Origin of the sequence: Jeotgalibacillus marinus, from assembly GCF_040801915.1 — a bacterium.
GTDB lineage: Bacteria > Bacillota > Bacilli > Bacillales > Jeotgalibacillaceae > Jeotgalibacillus > Jeotgalibacillus marinus.
The window spans coordinates 433,429-449,271 of sequence record NZ_JBFMIA010000001.1; the positions used below are offsets into that span (position 1 = coordinate 433,429).

At 39.0% G+C, this 15,843-nt stretch carries 18 protein-coding genes, 1 pseudogene and 1 other annotated feature; of the genes and pseudogenes, 4 read left to right on the top strand and 15 right to left on the bottom strand.

The features are described 5' to 3' along the window. Position 1 precedes the first annotated feature (1 nt). The 3 genes from polX to zapA all read right to left on the bottom strand — a co-directional run bounded on the left by polX (position 2) and on the right by zapA (position 2,645). Complete coding sequence (gene polX / locus AB1471_RS02255; protein ID WP_367777927.1) at positions 2 to 1,726, bottom strand: DNA polymerase/3'-5' exonuclease PolX; 1,725 nt, start codon at positions 1,724 to 1,726, stop codon at positions 2 to 4. Positions 1,727 to 1,837: 111 nt separating this feature from the next. After that, positions 1,838 to 2,377 (bottom strand): CvpA family protein, encoded by a 540-nt coding sequence (locus AB1471_RS02260; RefSeq protein ID WP_367777928.1) that lies wholly within the window; start codon positions 2,375 to 2,377, stop codon positions 1,838 to 1,840. 7 nt (positions 2,378 to 2,384) lie between these two features. After that, complete coding sequence (gene zapA, locus AB1471_RS02265) at positions 2,385 to 2,645, bottom strand: cell division protein ZapA (RefSeq protein WP_367777929.1); 261 nt, start codon at positions 2,643 to 2,645, stop codon at positions 2,385 to 2,387. A gap of 125 nt (positions 2,646 to 2,770) precedes the next feature. Here zapA and rnhC point away from each other — a divergent pair, with 125 nt between their 5' ends. Continuing rightward, positions 2,771 to 3,697, top strand: coding sequence for a ribonuclease HIII (gene rnhC, locus AB1471_RS02270; protein WP_437342315.1), 927 nt, complete (start codon positions 2,771 to 2,773; stop codon positions 3,695 to 3,697). A 202-nt stretch (positions 3,698 to 3,899) separates the two neighbouring features. Here the strand turns inward: rnhC and AB1471_RS02275 are convergent, their stop codons facing one another. Both AB1471_RS02275 and AB1471_RS02280 read right to left on the bottom strand, forming a co-directional pair. Next, the gene (locus AB1471_RS02275) at positions 3,900 to 4,715 is read right to left on the bottom strand and encodes a hypothetical protein (protein ID WP_367777930.1); all 816 of its coding nucleotides are present in this window, start codon (positions 4,713 to 4,715) and stop codon (positions 3,900 to 3,902) included. A gap of 238 nt (positions 4,716 to 4,953) precedes the next feature. After that, positions 4,954 to 5,145, bottom strand: a complete 192-nt coding sequence (locus AB1471_RS02280) for a recombinase family protein (protein WP_367777932.1) — start codon at positions 5,143 to 5,145, stop codon at positions 4,954 to 4,956. Between AB1471_RS02280 and AB1471_RS02285 the strand changes: the two are divergent. After that, a pseudogene (locus tag AB1471_RS02285) lies at positions 5,130 to 5,323 on the top strand (recombinase family protein); the annotation flags it as partial. The gene AB1471_RS02280 and the pseudogene AB1471_RS02285 overlap by 16 nt on opposite strands. A 103-nt stretch (positions 5,324 to 5,426) precedes the next feature. Here AB1471_RS02285 and pheT read toward each other — a convergent pair. From pheT to AB1471_RS02300, 3 genes are all read right to left on the bottom strand, one after another. Beyond that, complete coding sequence (gene pheT / locus AB1471_RS02290; RefSeq protein ID WP_367777933.1) at positions 5,427 to 7,844, bottom strand: phenylalanine--tRNA ligase subunit beta; 2,418 nt, start codon at positions 7,842 to 7,844, stop codon at positions 5,427 to 5,429. A gap of 18 nt (positions 7,845 to 7,862) precedes the next feature. Continuing rightward, positions 7,863 to 8,906: a phenylalanine--tRNA ligase subunit alpha gene (pheS, locus tag AB1471_RS02295; protein WP_367777935.1), complete on the bottom strand. Its 1,044-nt coding sequence runs from the start codon at positions 8,904 to 8,906 to the stop codon at positions 7,863 to 7,865. Positions 8,907 to 8,984: 78 nt separating this feature from the next. Next, positions 8,985 to 9,224: a binding site (T-box leader), on the bottom strand. 58 nt (positions 9,225 to 9,282) lie between these two features. Then, on the bottom strand, positions 9,283 to 10,038 hold the full coding sequence (locus tag AB1471_RS02300; RefSeq protein ID WP_367777937.1) for a TrmH family RNA methyltransferase: 756 nt from the start codon (positions 10,036 to 10,038) through the stop codon (positions 9,283 to 9,285). 113 nt (positions 10,039 to 10,151) lie between these two features. Between AB1471_RS02300 and sspI the strand changes: the two genes are divergently transcribed. Then, positions 10,152 to 10,361, top strand: a complete 210-nt coding sequence (gene sspI, locus AB1471_RS02305; protein ID WP_367777938.1) for a small acid-soluble spore protein SspI — start codon at positions 10,152 to 10,154, stop codon at positions 10,359 to 10,361. 97 nt (positions 10,362 to 10,458) lie between these two features. On the opposite strand, the gene AB1471_RS02310 is transcribed toward sspI, so the two are convergent. The 3 genes from AB1471_RS02310 to AB1471_RS02320 form a co-directional block, all read right to left on the bottom strand. Further along, positions 10,459 to 10,914, bottom strand: coding sequence for a small multi-drug export protein (locus AB1471_RS02310; RefSeq protein ID WP_367777939.1), 456 nt, complete (start codon positions 10,912 to 10,914; stop codon positions 10,459 to 10,461). A 78-nt stretch (positions 10,915 to 10,992) separates the two neighbouring features. Then, complete coding sequence (locus AB1471_RS02315) at positions 10,993 to 12,078, bottom strand: M42 family metallopeptidase (RefSeq protein WP_367777940.1); 1,086 nt, start codon at positions 12,076 to 12,078, stop codon at positions 10,993 to 10,995. A 756-nt stretch (positions 12,079 to 12,834) separates the two neighbouring features. Beyond that, the gene (locus AB1471_RS02320; protein ID WP_367777942.1) at positions 12,835 to 13,323 is read right to left on the bottom strand and encodes a dUTP diphosphatase; all 489 of its coding nucleotides are present in this window, start codon (positions 13,321 to 13,323) and stop codon (positions 12,835 to 12,837) included. 183 nt (positions 13,324 to 13,506) lie between these two features. Between AB1471_RS02320 and AB1471_RS02325 the strand changes: the two genes are divergently transcribed. Further along, positions 13,507 to 13,914 (top strand): sigma-w pathway protein ysdB, encoded by a 408-nt coding sequence (locus AB1471_RS02325; protein WP_367777944.1) that lies wholly within the window; start codon positions 13,507 to 13,509, stop codon positions 13,912 to 13,914. 15 nt (positions 13,915 to 13,929) lie between these two features. On the opposite strand, the gene AB1471_RS02330 is transcribed toward AB1471_RS02325, so the two are convergent. The 4 genes from AB1471_RS02330 to infC form a co-directional block, all read right to left on the bottom strand. Next, the gene (locus tag AB1471_RS02330; protein ID WP_367777945.1) at positions 13,930 to 14,214 is read right to left on the bottom strand and encodes a DUF1294 domain-containing protein; all 285 of its coding nucleotides are present in this window, start codon (positions 14,212 to 14,214) and stop codon (positions 13,930 to 13,932) included. A gap of 62 nt (positions 14,215 to 14,276) precedes the next feature. Next, a complete protein-coding gene (rplT, locus tag AB1471_RS02335; RefSeq protein WP_367777946.1) occupies positions 14,277 to 14,636 on the bottom strand; it encodes a 50S ribosomal protein L20 in 360 nt (119 codons plus the stop codon). Positions 14,637 to 14,682: 46 nt separating this feature from the next. Then, entirely contained in the window at positions 14,683 to 14,871 is a 189-nt protein-coding gene (gene rpmI, locus AB1471_RS02340; protein WP_367777947.1) for a 50S ribosomal protein L35, read from the bottom strand. A 23-nt stretch (positions 14,872 to 14,894) separates the two neighbouring features. Then, positions 14,895 to 15,410, bottom strand: coding sequence for a translation initiation factor IF-3 (gene infC, locus AB1471_RS02345; RefSeq protein WP_367778116.1), 516 nt, complete (start codon positions 15,408 to 15,410; stop codon positions 14,895 to 14,897). Positions 15,411 to 15,843 lie beyond the last annotated feature (433 nt).

The following is a 15,843-nucleotide window of genomic DNA, read 5'->3' on the forward strand; positions in this document are numbered from 1 at the left end:
ATTACTCCCCCTTATTTTGATGCCGGTTCAAGAACTGTGAAAAGGAAGACCATGACCTTGCGTTTAAGACATTCTCTTTTGAGAGCCATCCTTTTCTACCTGCTCTAACACCCAACTCCATAAATTCTAGCTGGGAGACATCATGTGCGTCTGTATTGATTATAATTGGTACACCATATGATTGAGCTAATTCTACATATTCAGCACTTAAATCAAAACGATTGGGATTGGCATTAAGCTCTAGCACAGTACCGGTTTTAGATGCTCTTTTAATTAACTCTTCGACATCTACTTTATATCCTTTGCGTTTTCCGATAATTCTTCCTGTTGGATGGGCGATGATATCCACATGAGGATTATCTAGAGCCGTTTGTAGCCTTTCCATAATCTTTTCTTGCGATTGTGAAAAGCTTGAGTGAATCGATGCGATCACGATATCAAGTTCCTGCAACAAGTCATTATCATAATCTAATGAAGCATCTGGTAAAATATCCATTTCTATACCAGCTAAAATTTCAATATCGTCATAGCGCTTATTCAGGGCTTTTATTTCTTTCACTTGTTTACGAAGCCGTTCAGGAGAAAGGCCATTTGCCACTTTCAAATAATGAGAATGGTCTGTGATGGCCATATATTCATATCCTTTTGCACGACAAGCCTCGATCATTTCTTCTAATGAATAAGCACCATCCGACCATGTCGTGTGCATGTGGACATCGCCTTTAATGTCGTTAATTGTTATGAGTGACTCTGTATCCTCATGACGATCCACTTCTGTACCATCTTCTCTTACCTCAGGTGGGATAAAAGATAAACCAAAATGATGATAGAATTCTTTTTCTGATGAAAAATAGGTTACATCACCAGTTTCTACTGATTCTACCCCATACTCACTTATTTTTTCCCCGCGTTCTTTAGCCAACCTTCTCATTCTAACATTATGATCCTTTGATCCTGTAAAATGATGCAGGGTTGTTGCGTATGACTCCTGTTTCACTAACCTAACATCTACTGAAACATCGTATTCTCGTTCTAACACAATGGAAACTTTTGTTTCTCCGTGTGAGAGTATTTCTTTTACACCTTGAATGTTAAGTAATTCTTCACCAACAGTTGCTGGTTCTGCTGTTGAGACAATGTAGTCCAAATCCTTAATTGTTTCACGCGCTCTTCGTAAGCTTCCCGCTCGTGAGAATTGAGCTACCTCTGGAATTCCTGCCAATACACCATCAAGTTCTTCAGCAATTAACAGCATAAATGCAATTGGCAGTCGCTCAGGACGCGTTCCTACTTCACCAATCACAGCAAGAATCTTTTCTTCCGTTTTCGCGCCAAAGCCTGCTAAGCTTTGTACTTGATGTTTTTCGCAAGCACGTTTTAAATCATCCATGCTTTTGATATTAAGCTCATGATACAGCTTGGCAATTTTTTTACCACCAAGTCCAGGTAACTTCAAAAGAGGGACTAATCCATTAGGCACCTCTTCCTTCAATGAATCAAGTACAGAGGACTTTCCAGTTTGGATGAATTCTTCCATAACAGAAGCAGTACCTTTTCCAACGCCTTTTAATGTTTTAAAGTCGCCAATTTGTGTTAAGCTCCGTTCGTCCGTTTCAATCGCCTGCGCAGCTTTCCTAAATGCTGATATTTTAAATGAATTTTCACCTTTTAATTCCATAAATAGTGCAATCATTTCTAACAATTTAATAAGATCTTTTTTATTCACGACAAACCTCCTCCACTCTACACCTTTTATGGTACCAATTTACTCGGAAAAGAAGAAGCCCGGCCTCCATCACATGGGAGATCCAGGCTTCAATGTTCTTTGAAAAAGCGATTAAGAACGTGACTCTAACCACCATTCTTTCACTTGTTCAGAAAAGATCGGCGTTTGCTTTAATATCATTTCTGCAATCCAAGATCCATCAAGCGCTCCTTGGATTGAACTGATCGGCAACATCGCTGCTATATATAATAAAACAAACGATATAATATAAATTTCAAGAAATCCTAAAAATCCCCCACCAATGAGATTTAACGGTCGAAGCAAAGGAAATTGCGAGACCGAATCAAACATCGAACCGATGATCTGCATCACTATTTTTGCTGCAAAGAAAATGATAGCAAATGCAATAATTCGATAATAAGCACCTTCAAAATTAACAGAATCAACAATCATTTGAATTTCAGATAGGCGATCAAACGCAGGGTACGGAATCCATAGCGTTAGTTTTGGTGCAAGCACGTCATAGTATACGTACGCAACGTAAAATGCAATGAAAAATCCGATCATATGAATAAGTTGTAAAATAAAACCTCGGCGCAGACCAACTAAAAAGCCCAACACCAACAAAACGAAAAGTACCAAATCTAACATCAAGCATTCAATCCTTTAGTTTTTTTAATTCGTTCTCTAATTCTTCCATTTCTTCTTTTAACTTTAAATAGTCATGAACAGCATTTACAGCTGTTAGTACGGCAAGTTTTGACGTATCAAGGGAAGCATTCTTACTACCGATCTCCCTCATTTTATCATCCACCATAGAAGCAACAAGCCTGATATGTGACGTGGACTCACCGCCAACAATGGAGTATGATTGTCCATAGATATCAACACTTATTCTATTTTTTTCATTATGAGACAATGTATAAGCCCCCGTTCCCTGAGAATCCTAATCACTATCATAACACGTACTATTTCTCTTTGAAAAGAAAAGTTAAACGTCTTGTCAAAAAATAGTAAATTTTATCGATTAAAGGAGATTACAAGGTGCCAAATACTGTTTTAATGCTATCAAAAGAAACAATTAGTACAATGAAAGACTACTACAAAGCAAATTTAAAAGACTCAACCCCACCTGGTGCCCATTTTGCAGCCAAATCAACCACTTTTTCCATCGCTGCCTACCATTCAGGAAAAGTTCTGTTTCAAGGCAAAGAAGCTGAAAAAGAAGCTGCCAAATGGGGGACTGAAAAGAATATTGTTTCTACTAAAAAAAATGTCCCTAAAAGCTCATCTACCCTTCCTACTGGCATCACAACCATGTCACTTATCGGAACAGATGAAGTAGGAACAGGCGACTATTTCGGACCCATTACTGTTGTCGCAGCCTTCGTACGTCAAGATCAACTCGAACTATTAAAAGAGTATGGTGTAAAAGATTCAAAACATTTAACTGACCCAATAATCATCGAAATCGCAAAAAAGTTGATAAAAACCATCCCATACAGCTTACTAACTTTACCAAATGAAAAATACAACGAGCGACAAGCTAAAGGCTGGACGCAAGGAAAAATCAAAGCGGTCTTACATAACCAAGCCATCCTTCATTTACTCAATAAAATACAACCTGTGCAGCCAGAAGGGATTTTAATCGACCAATTTGCAGAAAGAGCGATCTACTATAAACACATCAAAGACCAACCATCCATTGTGCGTGAAAATGTTTTATTCAGCACCAAAGCAGAAAGCATTCACTTATCAGTTGCCGCCGCATCCATCATCGCACGCTATGCATTCTTACTTGCCATGGACCAACTAAGCGAAGAAGCAGGGATCACACTGTCAAAAGGAGCAGGTGCCAAAGTCGATCTTGCTGCTGCCAAACTCATCAAAAAGCACGGTGTCGATAAACTCGGTCATTTTGTCAAACTACACTTCGCTAATACCGGAAAAGCGAAAAAGTTATCTCTTTAAAGGAATAGCTATGTTAAAGATTATTGTTGCTATTTCATTAAAATAAGGGAACTTCTTTTAATTCAGAAGTTCCCTTTCTTATTTCATTAAAGCCCCTATTATGAAGTAAATTCTATATTGAATTTCGGTAATATATTGCGCCTTTAGAAATGGTCGCCTTTTTTTACTCTGACATAATTATATTAAACATTAATTTCCCTCCTCAGTTTTCAGTTAAAATTACCTTTACTGAAGAAATGTAGATACTGGTGCGGCCTTCAAAACCTGAATCAGTACCAATCACCAACCATACTTCTCCATGTTCATTTGTTCGCACTTTAAATGTATCTTGGTTCTTAAAATTTTTAAGTTCATAAGAATAATCATCTGTATCCTTTGTATTCGCTAAGTCATCTAGAACGATCATATCTTTTCCAACTGTCGATTGGTTACCTTTGTCAATATTCATTTGTAAATATCCATTTTGATTGATCACATCGGGTTCTCCAGTCGTTGCTCCAGCTTTAACAGTAACACCTTCACCAGGAGCTGATCCTATACCGACTAATCCTGCAGGAGTATTCGTAGCAATATCAAAATTAAAATCTAATAAATAGTCTGTATTAGGTTTTAAGTTATAACTTGAGTCTATTTTCTTTTTTATAAACATAAAAAGGTCGGCACTGCCATTTGTTCCACTTAAGAATAAAGCTTTTTGTTGACCAATTTCACTCGGTGTCCTTTTTCTGGAAAATTCTAATTGATAAGATGATTTATCATAATCGACTGGATAATCAGAAAATCCTCCTGACCATCCACTTTCATTATCATTAAAAGTATCTTCTAAAATTAGTTGTGGTTCATTATAACTTTCTTTGCTTTCATCAGTATTTTCTAAAACTGGTTGTGGTTCATTATGACTTTCTTTGATTAGTGTAGCCCAACCTATATAGAGAGCTACCAATAATGAGCCCACTAAAATAACAGAAGCTACTATAGAGCTTGTAGATCCTGATTTTTTAAAAGTTTTTTTTGTCATTGTATTCTCTCCCTAGACTTTTCTCACATTTATTATGACTCACTAATGCTTCCTGATATCAATTAGACGGTCTTATCGGTATTTATGTTTCATAACTATTCGCTTCTCTTTTCTTCTGCAGCCACAGCTAGCTGTTTTCTTATCTCTTGAGACTCTTTCAACGATTACATAATTTGTCTGATGATTATTACAGAATATGGTTTTGGCACAAAAACATCAAGATCCATGCAAGTAAGCTCTAAAACCATCCTTCCAGAAAGCTGTTATGTCTTACGAAACCTTTACCACTCTCTTTTTCAATGATGATATGCTCACACCCGTAACTTTCTAGCTCCTGTATCTGTCTGTCAAGATTTTGGTCTGTCGAATTAACCCTTGCATACAAGATCTGGATATACTCAAGAATGTAATAAAATCGATACGAGAACACCAACTGGGAAATTCTTTTTAACCGTAATAACAGCCTTTAGCGAACTAGATCGAGAAATGATTAAGGAGAAACAACTTTCAGGAAATTAAATAGGATAAGCAAAAATATCGGGGGAAAGTAAAAATATACAGATAAACACCCAGGAATGAATCATGCCCTTGAATTACGTAAAACAACTGACCCTGCTGAGCCGGGTTAACAAACAAAAACCCGCTCCACACAATCTTTTTTGTGTGGAGCGGGTTTTTTCATTTTAACTCTTGGTTGGTTAAGGTTTTTTGTTACCCTCTTAACTCTGCACCCGTTTTTTCTTTAATTTTTAATAATACATTATCGTGTGCCTTTACAACTTCGTCGTCAGTAAGCGTTCTTGTTGGATCCATGTAGATAAGTGAGAATGCGAGTGATTTTTTCCCTTGCTCCATTTTCTCACCTTCATATAGGTCAAACAGTTTCACCGACTTCAGCAACTTTCCTCCCGCTTCTTTTATGATGGATTCTAGCGTTCCACCAAGGACTTCACGATCAACAACAACCGCAATGTCTCTTGTGACGGATGGATAGCGTGGGATAGCTGTGTACTTTAATGGCTCTGGTGCATAGTCGAAGATCGCTTGAAGCTTTACTTCGAATACGTATGTTTCTTTTAAATCAAGTTCTTTTTCTCTAGATGGATGTACTTGACCGACAAATCCGATTTTTTCATCGTTCAAATAAATCACAGCCGTACGTCCTGGGTGAAGATGCTCTTCTGTGCTTTTTTCATAGCGAATCACATCCGCTACACCTAATCGCTCCCAAAGTGCATCTAAAATTCCTTTCACTACATAGAAATCAACTGGTTTCTTTTCACCTTGCCATGCATGATGGTGCCATAGACCTGTGATTGCTCCTGCTACGTGTTCTTCTTCAAGAGGAAGTTCTGATCCTTCCTCTGTTAAAAAGACAGAGCCTGTTTCATAAAAAGCAATGGAATCATGTTGTCTTGCAATGTTGTATGACACACTCTCTAATAGCTGTGGTACGATGCTTAAACGCAAATTACTACGCTCTTCACTCATCGGCATCAGTAACTTCACTGGTTCACGTACGTCTAAAGCAAATTCTTTTGCTTTAGCATCATTCGTAAGTGAATACGTGACAGCTTGCATAAGTCCTGCTCCTTCAAGTGTTTGACGAACGAGACGGCGTTTTTGTTGCTGTGCGGACAATCCACCTGGATTACTCTCATGTACCGGTAAAGTCATCGGAATGTGATCATACCCATAAAGTCTAGCTACCTCTTCGATTAAATCCTCTTCAATCACAAGATCCCCACGACGAGTAGGTGCAGAAACATGGATTACGTTGCTATCATCCACTTTTGCAGTAATTTGCAGACGGCGGAAAAGACCTAACACTTCTTCCGTTGACAAGGTCATGCCTAGCACGCGATTTATTTGTTCAAGTTTAATACTGATTTGCTTTTCAGTTTTATCAAGTTCATCGAATGCAATCGTTCCTTTTAGCACTTCGCCACCTGCATATAAAGATAACAGCTGGGCAGCTCGTTCCGCAGCAAGTACAACGCGATTTGGGTCTACCCCTTTCTCAAAACGAGAGCTTGCTTCACTTCGCAAGCCGTGGTCTTTAGACGTTTGGCGAACGGATGATGGTTTAAAATAGGCAGACTCAAGTAACACTGACGTCGTGCTGTCAATCACTTCACTATTTGCTCCGCCCATTACCCCAGCAATCGCTACAGGTTCTTGGCCATTAGTGATGACAAGTTGATGTGATTGTAACTTTCGAACTGTGTCATCAAGCGTTTTAATTGTTTCTCCCTCTTTAGCTAAACGAACCAGCACTTTGTTTGTCTCTAAACGATCCAAATCAAATGCGTGTAATGGTTGACCGTATTCAAGTAACACATAGTTCGTAATATCAACAACGTTATTATGCGGTCTAATCCCTGCTGCGATTAAACGACTTTGCATCCATTGTGGTGATGGAACAATTTTGACGTTTCGAATTACTTTTGCTAAATAGGCAGGATTTTCATCACTTGCTTCTACTTCTAAAGATAAAACACTTGAAGCTTCTTCACTCGCTACTTTATATTCAAGTTCTGGCATATTTACTTCACGATCAAGAATGGCTCCAACTTCGTACGCTACACCCAGCATGCTCATCGCATCTGCACGGTTTGGTGTTAGACCAAGCTCTAAAATGGAATCATTTAGCGCTAATGCTTCGATCGCGTTTTCACCAACTGCCGCTCCCTCTGGAAAGTTAAAAATACCTTCAGAAAATTCTTTTGGTACAAGCTTGCCTTCTACACCAATCTCTTGTAAAGAACAAATCATACCGTGAGAAGCTTCCCCGCGAAGTTTAGCTTTCTTAATTTTAAAATTACCTGGCAATACTGCGCCAACTTTAGCAACTGCTACTTTTTGACCTTTGCCAACATTCGCTGCACCACAAATAATTTGAACAGGCTCTTCTTCACCAACATCGACACGACATATATTTAATTTATCCGCTTCTGGATGTTTTTCACATGAAAGAACATGCCCTATCACTACGTTTTTAATTCCTTCAGCAGGTACGGCTACACCTTCTACTTCAATTCCTGAACGCGTGATTTTTTCAGCTAGTTCATCAGGTGTGATGCCTGATAAATCAACATAATTTTGAAGCCAATTATAGGATACAAACATGAATAAACCTCCTTTGAATTAGTTAATTTCTTTCTGACCAAATTGCATTAAGAAACGTTCATCATTTGTGTAGAAATGGCGAATATCATCGATACCGTATTTCAACATAGCGATTCGTTCTGGTCCCATACCAAATGCAAATCCTGTATATTTTTTCGAATCAAATCCAGCTTTTTCAAGAACATTTGGATGCACCATGCCCGCTCCCAAAATTTCAATCCATCCTGTTTTTTTGCAAACACTGCACCCTACTCCACCACAAATTTTACAAGAAATGTCCATTTCAACCGATGGCTCTGTAAATGGGAAGAAGCTCGGACGCAGACGGATTTCACGATCTTCTCCGAACATTTTCTTAGCAAATACATTTAATGTTCCTTTTAAATCGCTCATACGAATATTTTCATCCACGACAAGCCCTTCAATTTGCATAAATTGATGCGAGTGTGTGGCATCATCATTATCACGACGATACACTTTACCTGGACAAATAATTTTTACTGGTCCTTTGCCACCGTGGCGTTCCATCGTTCTTGCTTGCACAGGAGATGTGTGTGTGCGTAGTAAAATATCTTCTGTAATATAAAATGAATCCTGCATGTCACGAGCCGGATGTCCTTTAGGCAGATTCAGTGCTTCAAAATTATAATAATCTTTTTCCACTTCTGGACCTTCTTCGACTTTGTAACCCATCGAGATAAATAAATCTTCAATTTCTTCAATCAGGCTTGTTAACGGATGATGAGACCCGACTTGAACCGGTCGCCCTGGTAACGTAACATCGATCGTTTCTTCTTGAAGTTGCTTTTCAATCGCTGCTGTTTCGAGCACTTGTTGCTTTGATTCAATCGCTGAAGCAATCGCGTCACGTACTTCATTTGCCAATGCCCCCATTTTCGGGCGCTCTTCAGCCGATAACTTTCCCATTCCTTTAAGCACTTCTGTAATCGGACCTTTTTTGCCAAGATACGCTACACGAACATCGTTTAATTGTTTTAGTTCTTGAGATTGTTCAATTTTTTCTAGTGCTTCTTGTTGTAACCCTTTCAATCTTTCTTCCATGTTAAAATCCTCCTTTATCATGTGTTCTCTTTACCCTTAGATCAAAATGAACGCAAAAAAGCACTTCTCCCCTAAAAGGTTAGGGACGAAGTGCTTGGAATCCGTGGTACCACCCTAGTTAGCAAAAAAATTTAACTTTGCTCACTCATCATTGGATAACGGCCATTCGTAGCCGGAGCATCTTTACACAAAAATGTGGTCCCGATGTCAACTCAGGAGGTGAACTTCATTTGGCATGCCATGAGTACCCTTACAGTCACGGGTGTACTCTCCCTAAAATGGATCATCCAAATTACTTTTCTCCATCGATGTTTTTGTATTTGATCGTTATTAGTATAAACTACTTTGACTAGGTTTCAAACCCCTTTTGTATCATTTACCCTTTCAAATGGTACAAAAGAACACCGGTTGCTACTGCAACGTTTAACGATTCACTTTCACCAAAGATCGGTACATATAAGTTTTGGTCGGTTTGATTGAGCCATTCTTCTTTCACGCCGGCACCCTCATTTCCCATAATGAGTGCAAAAGGTTCTCCTGAAGAAATTTCTCGGTATGGATTGCCACCCTCAAGTGCTGTACCATACACCGCTATTCCACGTTGTTTCATTTCATCAATGACATCCTGTAAATTCAGTTTAATGATAGGCAAATGAAAATGACTACCTTGAGCAGCCCGTAAAACTTTCGCATTATACGGATCAGCCGACCCTTTTCCCAAAATAACCGCATCAACCCCAACTGCATCAGCCGTACGAATCATTGTACCAACGTTGCCTGGATCTTGTACAGAATCAATCATAAGTATGCGATTGGCATGAAGGTCAGCAAATTCTTGTTTTTCTTGCTTACAAACGGCAAAGATTCCTTGCGTATGTTCAGTTTCAGCAATGGCTTGGGAAATTTCATCTGTTATCGTCGTCAATTCGATTGAATCCACATAGAAATGCTGAGGAAGTTCAACGCCTTCTCGTACAATCATTTCTTGAACACTTTCAGGTGATTTCAACGCTTCCTCTACAAGGTGAAATCCTTCAACTAAAAACAACCCAGATTGATCTCGCCCTTTTTTGGTTGAAAGTTTTTTCCACTCTTTAACGTGTGGATTTTGTAATGACTGCAAAAAATTCATGTGTACAAATCTCTCCTTAAACTCGGGTTCCTTTATTATATAGAAGGTTGGATGGATAAAAAAGAACGTAGCGGGAAAAATAAATAGACTTTACCCCTAAAGGAGGATTTTATATGGATTTAAACATTCGCAAAACCGTCATTCACAATGTAAAAGAAAACTCACCACAAGAGCTTGAATCAACGATTGTTGACTCAATCGAGCGACAGGAAGAGCATTTACTTCCTGGTCTTGGCGTATTATTTGAGCTAATCTGGGAAAAAAGCTCCAAAGAAGACCGTGACCATATGATCAGTACACTCGAAGGTGGTCTGGCGCAATAACAAGTGCTGCCCTGAACTCTCGGGCAGCTGTAAACTTTTCAACAGTATATGATGCCAGGTATTTCCCAAAGTGAGAATTATCTGGCGTCATTTTATTTTATGATAGGTCTCGAACAAAAAAGTCAACGCCCGCTATTGTGGCAATACCAAAGATAAGTGTCCACAGTCCGATACTAATCGTTAACCAAAGAAGCGTCCAAGTTTTTTTTGCACCTAAGCTCATTCCAATAAAAGCAGCAATATGTGTGCCAATTAAAATCGGTCCTAGGAGTGCTAATCCAGGAAGACCATACTTATTCCAAATACGCTTGGCTCGTTGTTGTCTGCTACCTTCCTTTTTTTCCTTTTTCGATTTCTTCGCAAAATATGCCTTCACACGTTCGAACAACGCAATTAATAAAAATACTGTAAGCATGTTTCCAATAAAAGCAACAAACATGATTAAAATCGGTGAATTACCACGCAGTATACCAAGCGGTATAACAAGCGCTATTTCAAACCAAGGTGTAGCCGCTGCGATAAAATACAATAAATACTCTACAAATACCGCCACCTAGAAACCTCCCCCTCTCCCTAAAAAAGACCCAACCTCATCATATCAATTTGAGGTTGAGTCACACAATCATAAATTTTAATCAAATGTAATAGCATTCACCTGATCACGATCAAGTTTTTTAATCACTTCAATAATCAATTTAACAGCATTTTCGTAGTCATCTTTATGAATCATCGCTGCGTGTGAGTGAATGTAGCGAGATGCCACTGTAATAGCAATGGATGGTGCACCATTGGCCGCTAAGTGGATTGATCCTGCGTCTGTTCCACCGCCAGCAATCGCATCGAATTGATATGGAATACCATGCTCGTCCGCAACACTTGTAACAAAATCACGCAATCCTTTATGACCAACCATGGATGCATCATATAGAATGATTTGGGGTCCGTCTCCCATTTTACAACTTGCTTCTTTTGATGTTACACCCGGTGTATCTCCCGCAATACCAACATCAACAGAAATACCGATATCTGGCTTTATTTTTGTCGCAGCCGTTCTTGCTCCACGTAAGCCAACTTCTTCTTGAACCGTTCCAACGCCATACACTTCATTTGGATGTTCAGCGCCTTTTAGTCCACGCAATACATCAATTGCGATCGCACAACCAATGCGGTTATCCCACGCTTTAGCTAAAAGCATTTTATCGTTGTTCATCACGGTAAATTCAAAATAAGGTACCGCCATGTCACCAGGTGTTACGCCCCACTCCACTGCTTCTTCACGTGAAGATGCGCCGATGTCGATAAACATATTTTTAATGTCTACAGGTTTTTTACGAGCTTCTGGAGGTAGAATATGTGGGGGCTTTGAGCCAATTACACCTGTAATATCACCTTTTTTTGTCACGATCGTCACACGTTGAGCAAGCATCACTTGCGACCACCAGCCGCCAACTGTTTGAAAACGTAAAAAACCTTTGTCGTCAATTTGTGTGATCATGAAACCAACTTCATCAAGGTGACCTGCGACCATCACGCGCGGCCCACCATTTCCACCTGTTTTTTTCGCAATCAAACTACCGATTCCATCTGTTGTTATTCCGTCTGCAAATGGAGCTATGTATTTTTTCATTACCTCTCTAGGTTCACGCTCGTTACCTGGAATTCCCTTTGCATCCGTTAAATCCTTAAGCATTTGTAACTGTTCGTTGAGCTTTGTCAAAATTTCGCCTCCCTAAAATTCTTTCTAATGTGAATTATACCATTCCGTCTAACTATTCACAAAAATGTATATGGATATTCTCGTTTTCTGAAGTGATTTCAATACAATTTCTAATTGACCCGAAAAAGGGATGGGCGACTATGAACTGTACCCCATATTAGACAGTTTAATAAAAGGGACTAGGCTGCTAAAAGATGACCTCGGTATTGTCATATTACCCCCTTATGAACCAGTTAAGTAATGCTGAGAAGGTTCAAGGGTTAGAGCTGAGAATGAATATCTGTAGAGTATTTATCGAAGTCTAGCAGCGGATATCCGCGGATGTGGCATCGCTATCGAAGTCTGCTCAACACTTATCCGCGCTTCATGACAAATTTCCTACCTCACATGAAATGGATGTACATAATTCACTTGAAGTTACTTTTTTTGGATGATCAAGTTTGTTATCGGAGCTTTATCCGCGGCTGTGGTGCCGATATCGAAGTCTGGGCGGCGGGTATCCGTGGATGCGGCATCGTTATCGAAGCCTGCTCGGCACGGCACTTATCCGCGCTTCATGACAAACGCCCTACCGTACATGAAATGCATTTCAACAGTAGTACGAAAACAGCCTACTCCTAGAATCCTCCGTCCTGATAATTCCTTATATAAACGGGTCTTCGCTCAGAACATACAGAAAACCCGAATAAAGGCACTTTTTTATTTAGCGTCCGATTATTCGGGTTTTCTGTATGTTAAGCTGATTTGCCTTAATGATTAATAGCCTTCTTTTTGGCGATTTACATTCACTTCATTCTTTTCTAAATAAGCATTCATTATGTCCATTTCACTAAATTCAAGTGATTCACCAAGACACAAATACACATCCCACATTTGATCATAATTCGATTGTGAAGGGTGCTCTGCAAAACGATGAATACAACCAAATAATTTTTGAAATTGTTCGGTAAGGTTAGTGATTGGTTGTTCGTTATGATTTGATGAGTAACGAAGGTTCGTTTCAAGTCCGAGTGATAGCAAGAAATGGATGCCATCCACATACTCCTCTAAAATAACGGAGCGTTCTGAAGGGCCTTTATCACTCCAAAATTTAAAACAACGAGTTTCGTTAGCAAGCTCGCCCACTTCTACTAATAAAGCGACGATTTTTTTAGCAACGAGAGATTCTTCTCCCAATTTTTTTTCTCTTTCAATAAATGTATCGAGTTCATATTGCATCGAATATAACTTATCCCATTGAAGCAAAATGGTCACGTCCTTTCGACATTAGTTTACCAAAGAAGACTTAATGAAGCATACTCCTAAGGAAAAACTTTTTGAATTGGTTTATAGATCGATAAAAAATATTTTTTTCAATAAATAGTGAAACTTTTTTCACTTCTATCCGTATTGAGAGAAAGGACTGACTATTGCTAGGGGGTATTAATGATGATTTTGATCATCCTTCGTTTTGTGATTGCCGCACTTATTATTTACTTACTATACCGTGGAATTAAATATTTATTTGATCCGAAGCGAAAGCTCGAACTTGCACATGAAAAAGAAGACTACTATTTTCATGATGATGCTAAAAATGTGAGAAAGAATTTTTTCATGACATACAAGGGCGTGATGTTTCAAGGGGAAAAGTATTTAGGTGAATCTGATCGATCGTTTGAGGTTTTATCTATTTTTGTTTGGACAAAAGATCCATCCAAACTCCATGGATTTACAGTAGAAGATTTTCTGTTTTTAGAAACAGACATCAAAAGTAGTTACCCTCGTGCGAAAATTGATTGGAAAAGTCCCATTAATGAACTCATGGAAAAAGCTAAAAGAGAGGAAGATGCACACTAACATTGTGCATCTTCTTTATTTATTGAACAAAATAACGGAAGCAATAACCAGATATAAGAAAGAAAAAAATGGCAATCCTATTCGAAATGATATGTGCTTCGTTTTATGACGAAATTGCTTCATTCCACAGTATGTACCCAATGCGCCACCCATCATCGTAACGGTCCACAGCGTTTTTTCAGCAATTCTATATTCATTATTTTTGGCACGTTCTTTATCGGCACGCATCATATAAAAGCCGATTATGGACATCATTCCAATATAAGTGAAAAAAAGTACGTCTAAGCTTAGCCAGTTCATCTTATTCCTCCTTTTAAAAGAAAACAGACTGCCCGATAAGGGCAGCCTGTTTTGTGTTTTGCTTACTTGTTAAGTTGACTTTTTGCAGCATCAGCTAGTTGAGCGAATGCTTTGTCATCAGCAACTGCAAGGTCTGCAAGCATTTTGCGGTTTACTTCGATACCAGCAAGCTTAAGTCCGTGCATTAAACGGCTGTATGAAAGACCGTTAATACGAGCAGCTGCGTTGATACGAGTGATCCATAGCTTACGGAAATCACGTTTCTTTTGACGACGGTCACGGAAAGCATAGTTTCCTGACTTCATTACTTGTTGGTTCGCTACCTTGTAAAGAGTATGTTTTGAACCATAATAACCTTTTGCGAGTTTAAGAACTCTTTTTCTACGTTTACGTGAAACGATTCCACCTTTAACACGTGGCATATTCATTACCTCCTAATAAATCGTTGTTCTTTATAGTTTTTTTAAGTTAGATCATGTTTTTGATGCGTTTGTAATCGCTCGCTGAAACCGTTGAGCCTTTACGTAGTTTACGTTTAGCTTTTGTAGATTTGTTAGCGAAAAGGTGGCTTGTGTACGCGCTTGAACGTTTAAGCTTTCCAGAGCCTGTCTTTTTGACACGCTTTGCTAATCCACGGTGAGTTTTCATTTTTGGCATGGGTATTATCCTCCTTAAAAACGTTACTTTTCGTTCGTTGGTGATAGCATGAGAAACATGCTACGTCCATCCATCTTCGGTCTCGTTTCAACAGTGGAAACTTCTTTGCATGCTTCAGCAAAACGCTCAAGCACACGCTGTCCGATTTCTTTATGTGTAATTGCACGTCCGCGGAAGCGGATTGATGCTTTCACTTTGTCTCCCTTTTCAAGGAACTTTATCGCATTACGAAGCTTTGTATTGAAATCATGTTCTTCGATGGTCGGGCTTAATCGCACTTCCTTCAAATTGATGATTTTTTGATTCTTACGCGCTTCTTTGTCCTTCTTTTGCTGTTCGAATTTAAACTTACCATAGTCCATAATACGTGCGACTGGTGGTTTTGCATTCGGAGCAACAAGAACTACATCAAGGTTTACACGACCTGCGATCTCTAACGCTTCATTCTTGGATTTGATTCCAAGTTGTTCACCGTTTTGATCGATCAGGCGAACTTCACGTGCACGAATACCTTCATTTAATAATACGTCTTTGCTAATAGTAATCCACCTCCGGATTGATGTAGCGAATACGCTGTTTGGGTAGAATCGGACACCCTCAACTAAATGATCACACAAAAAAAGCCGGAAACTATTTTGTCTCCCGCACTCCAGTGTCACTATACATACTTGTATAATACGATCACGTGTTACCTACAAGCAACGAATGCGCCAGTCAGGTGAGAAGCGGGCTGCCTCTACTTTTACCACAAACTTGTATTCAATTCACTCTTGCTATTTTATATGAACGGCAAGTGTATGTCAATCCCTATTGGTTAATCAACATGTTTGATCATAACAGAACGATTAAAATGTTGCAAGATGATTTTGTTTAAAACTGTCGAAAAGAGATATAAATATTTATCCATTAGGAGAAACAAGGATGAAAAATGGTCAGAAACCCTCTCTTACGATCAGTGATGATTATAGCAAT

What these genes read in the sequence shown, in the direction of transcription:
- AB1471_RS02260 (WP_367777928.1), bottom strand. Translation starts at nt 2,377, where the DNA reads ATGTTAGATTTGGTACTTTTCGTTTTGTTGGTGTTGGGCTTTTTAGTT.
- AB1471_RS02275 (WP_367777930.1), bottom strand. Translation starts at nt 4,715, where the DNA reads ATGACAAAAAAAACTTTTAAAAAATCAGGATCTACAAGCTCTATAGTA.
- pheT (WP_367777933.1), bottom strand. Translation starts at nt 7,844, where the DNA reads ATGTTTGTATCCTATAATTGGCTTCAAAATTATGTTGATTTATCAGGC.
- pheS (WP_367777935.1), bottom strand. Translation starts at nt 8,906, where the DNA reads ATGGAAGAAAGATTGAAAGGGTTACAACAAGAAGCACTAGAAAAAATT.
- AB1471_RS02300 (WP_367777937.1), bottom strand. Translation starts at nt 10,038, where the DNA reads ATGAATTTTTTGCAGTCATTACAAAATCCACACGTTAAAGAGTGGAAA.
- sspI (WP_367777938.1), top strand. Translation starts at nt 10,152, where the DNA reads ATGGATTTAAACATTCGCAAAACCGTCATTCACAATGTAAAAGAAAAC.
- AB1471_RS02325 (WP_367777944.1), top strand. Translation starts at nt 13,507, where the DNA reads ATGATTTTGATCATCCTTCGTTTTGTGATTGCCGCACTTATTATTTAC.
- AB1471_RS02330 (WP_367777945.1), bottom strand. Translation starts at nt 14,214, where the DNA reads ATGAACTGGCTAAGCTTAGACGTACTTTTTTTCACTTATATTGGAATG.
- rplT (WP_367777946.1), bottom strand. Translation starts at nt 14,636, where the DNA reads ATGCCACGTGTTAAAGGTGGAATCGTTTCACGTAAACGTAGAAAAAGA.
- rpmI (WP_367777947.1), bottom strand. Translation starts at nt 14,871, where the DNA reads ATGCCAAAAATGAAAACTCACCGTGGATTAGCAAAGCGTGTCAAAAAG.